Annotated in this window: 4 protein-coding genes; all 4 read left to right on the top strand. The window is 78.0% G+C overall.

The features are described from left to right. The coding region (locus ABEB16_RS22155) for a class I SAM-dependent RNA methyltransferase (protein ID WP_345714322.1) at positions 1 to 1,234 on the top strand (1,234 nt) is incomplete at its 5' end. A gap of 17 nt (positions 1,235 to 1,251) precedes the next feature. Beyond that, positions 1,252 to 2,181 carry a LysR family transcriptional regulator gene (locus ABEB16_RS22150; RefSeq protein ID WP_345714321.1) on the top strand — a complete coding sequence of 310 codons (930 nt, stop codon included), beginning with the start codon at positions 1,252 to 1,254 and terminating at the stop codon, positions 2,179 to 2,181. A gap of 126 nt (positions 2,182 to 2,307) precedes the next feature. After that, on the top strand, positions 2,308 to 3,060 hold the full coding sequence (locus ABEB16_RS22145; RefSeq protein WP_345714320.1) for an aspartate/glutamate racemase family protein: 753 nt from the start codon (positions 2,308 to 2,310) through the stop codon (positions 3,058 to 3,060). An 87-nt stretch (positions 3,061 to 3,147) separates the two neighbouring features. Beyond that, the coding region (locus ABEB16_RS22140) for an aconitase family protein (protein WP_345714319.1) at positions 3,148 to 3,507 on the top strand (360 nt) is incomplete at its 3' end.

Genomic DNA, 3,507 nt, shown 5'->3' with positions numbered 1-3,507 from the left:
GGCCCGCCACGGCGGCCGGGTCGTGTTCGTCCGCCACGCCCTGCCCGGGGAGCGGGTGCGGGCCCGGGTCACCGAGGGCGGGGCGTCGGCGCGCTTCTGGCGCTGCGACGCGGTGGCGGTGCTGGAGGCGAGCGAGGACCGGGTGCAGCCGCCGTGCCCGGTGGCGCGGCCCGGGCTGTGCGGGGGCTGCGACTTCCAGCACGTCGCGCTGGAGGCGCAGCGGCGGCTGAAGGCCGAGGTCGTCGCCGAGCAGCTGCGCCGGCTGGCGGGCCTGGAGCGCGAGGTCGTCGTCGAGGCGGTGCCGGGCGACGTCGACGGGTTGCGCTGGCGCACCCGCACGGCGTTCGCGGTGGACGCCGCGGGCCGGGCGGGGTTGCGCAAGCACCGCTCCCACGAGGTGGTGGCGCTGGCGGACTGCCCGATCAGCACCGAGGCGGTCGTCGGCACGGGTGTGCTGGGGGAGCGCTGGGCGCACGTGGAGGTGCTGGAGGTCGCCGCGCCCTCCGACGGCGGCGACCCGCTGCTGGTGGTGACGCCGGCACCGGGGGGGCCGGCGCGGCTGCGGCTGCCCCGGCCGGCGGGCACGTCGGTGGCGGTGCGCACCGCCGGTGGCGGCCTGGAGCGGGTCAGCGGCCGCACGTGGCTGGCCGAGCGCGTCGAGGCCGCCGGTGTCGAGCACCGCTTCCGGGTGAGCGGTGCGGGCTTCTGGCAGGTGCACCCGGGGGCGGGCACGGCGTTGGTGGAGGCGGTGCTGGCCGGGCTGCGGCCGCGGCCCGGGGAGCGTGCGCTGGACCTGTACTCCGGTGCGGGGCTGTTCACGGCGGCCCTGGCCGAGGCGGTGGGCGTGACGGGCACCGTCGTGGCGGTGGAGCAGGACGCCCGGGCGGTGAAGGACGCCCGCCGCGCGCTGCACGAGCACGGCCAGGTGCGGCTGGTGGCGGCCCGGGTGGACGCCGCGCTGGCCGCACCGGGGGCGCCGGACGCGGTGCCGGGGGAGGTGGACGTCGTGGTGCTCGACCCGCCGCGCTCCGGGGCGGGCCGGGAGGTGGTGGAGCGCCTCGTCGGGCTGCGCCCGCGGGCGGTGGCGTACGTGGCGTGCGACCCGGCGGCGCTGGCGCGGGACGTGGCGACCTTCGCCGGGCTCGGCTACCGGCTGGAGGACCTGCGCGCGTTCGACCTCTTCCCGATGACCCACCACGTGGAGTGCGTGGGCGTGCTGGTGCCGGTGGGCTGAGGGTGCCGGCGGGGCGGGTGGCGGCGGGGGGCGTCCCGCCGCGGGCGCTGGACCCCAGGCGGCTGCTCGTGTTCGGCGAGGTCGGCCGCAGCGGCTCGCTGTCGGGCGCGGCCCGGGTGCTGGGGTGGACGCAGCCGGCGGTCAGCCAGCACGTGCGCCGCCTGGAGCGCGACGTCGGGGTGGCGCTGATCGCCCGCCGCGGCCGCGGGATCGTGCTGACCGCCGCGGGGCGGGTGCTGCTGGAGCACGCCGAGGCCGTCGCCGCGCGCCTGGCCGAGGCCGAGGCGGCGCTGGCGGACCTGGCGGGGCTGCGCACGGGCCGCGTCGGGCTGGCCGCGTTCCCCTCCGCCGCCGCGACGTTCGTCGCGGCGGCGATGACGGGGCTGGCCGAGGACCACCCCGGCCTGGACGTGGTCCTGGACCAGCTCGAGCCGCCGCAGGCCCTGGAGCACCTCGCCCGGGGCGGCTGCGACGTGGCGGTCGTCTTCGACCACCTCGACGAGCCGGCGGTGCAGGACGGCGGCGTGGTCGTGCCGCTGCTGGAGGAGCCGCTGCTGCTGGTGCTGCCGCCGGGGCACCCGCTCGCCGGGCGCGCGCAGGTGGACGTGGGCGAGCTGGCCGCCGAGCGCTGGGTCGCCGGGTGCCCGCGCTGCCGGGCGCACCTGGTGCGCACCGCGGCCGCGGCGGGTTTCAGCCCCCAGGTGCGGCACAGCACGGACGACTACGTCGTGGTGCAGTCGATGGTGGCCTCGGGCGGGGCGGTCGCGCTGCTGCCCTCGCTGGCGCTGGCGGCCAGCCGGCACCCGGCGGTGGTGGTGCGCCCCCCGGCGGTGCCCGTGACCCGGGCGGTCAGCGCCCGGCTGGCCGCCGAGAGCGCTCAGCTGCCGGCGGTGCGCGCCCTGCTGGCGCAGCTGCGCCGGGCCGCGGCACCCCACCGCGCTCCCTGATCTGCAAGTTCTGCTTGGGGGCCCTCCCGGGCAGGTCGCCGTGGTGCGGGCGGCCCGCCGCCGCGCAGGCTGGTGCGCGGGCCGGGGCGCGGCCGGTGGCGGCGCCCGCGACGAGGAGGGGGAGCCGTGCTGACGATCGGGATGCTGGGCGGGATGAGCTGGGAGTCCACCGCCGTGTACTACCGGCTGGCCAACGAGCTGGTGCGCGAGCGCCTCGGCGGGTTGCACTCGGCGGACTGCCTGCTGCGCTCGGTGGACTTCGCCGCGATCGAGCGGCTGCAGGCCGCCGGTGCGTGGCGGGAGGCGGGGGAGGTGCTGGCGCGGGAGGCGGCGGCGCTGCGGGCCGGTGGGGCGCAGCTGCTGCTGCTGTGCACGAACACGATGCACGAGGTCGCCGCGCAGGTGCAGGCGGCGGTGGACGTGCCGCTGCTGCACATCGTGGACGTCACGGCGGCGGCGGTGCGGGCGGCGGGGCTGCGCCGGGTCGGGTTGCTGGCCACGGGTTTCACGATGCGGCAGGCGTCCTACCGGGAGCGGATGGCCGCCGCCGGGGTGGAGGTCCTGGTGCCGGGCGGGGCGCAGCGGGAGCTGGTGCACCGCGTCATCTACGAGGAGCTGTGCCGGGGGGTGGTGGCGGAGGCGTCGCGGGCGGCCTACCGGGAGGTCGTCGCCGACCTGGTGGCGGCCGGTGCGGAGGGCATCGTGCTGGGCTGTACGGAGATCGAGCTGCTGGTGGGCCCGGCGGACGCGCCGGTGCCGGTCTTCCCCACGACGCGGTTGCACGTGACCGCGGCGGTGGAGCGGGCGCTGGCGGCGCACGACGCGCCGGGTGCGGGGGAGGCGGCGGCGGCCCGGCGTGATATCTTGACGTCGAGATAAATGGCCGTGAGCCGTCCGCCGGAATGCGGCAGGATGGCCGCGACCCGACGGTCGGCGACGACGCGGACGACGAGTGAGGAGCTCAGGGTGAGCAGCCAGAACAGCTTCGGAGCTAAGGCTAGCCTAAGCGTAGCGGATCGGCAGTACGCGATCTACCGCCTGGCGGCGGTGGAGGGCGCGGACCGCCTCCCGTTCAGCCTCAAGGTGCTGCTGGAGAACCTGCTGCGCACCGAGGACGGCGCCAACATCACCGCCGAGCACATCCGGGCCCTGGCCGGCTGGGACCCGCAGGCCGAGCCCGACACCGAGATCCAGTTCACGCCCGCCCGCGTGATCATGCAGGACTTCACCGGCGTCCCGTGCGTCGTGGACCTGGCCACCATGCGCGAGGCCGTCGCCGACCTCGGGGGCGACCCCACGCGCATCAACCCCCTGGCCCCGGCCGAG

Source organism: Kineococcus glutinatus, from assembly GCF_039542765.1.
Taxonomy (GTDB): domain Bacteria; phylum Actinomycetota; class Actinomycetes; order Actinomycetales; family Kineococcaceae; genus Kineococcus_A; species Kineococcus_A glutinatus.
Note: the sequence above shows the minus strand (reverse complement) of the source record. Positions and strands in the feature narration are given on the sequence as shown.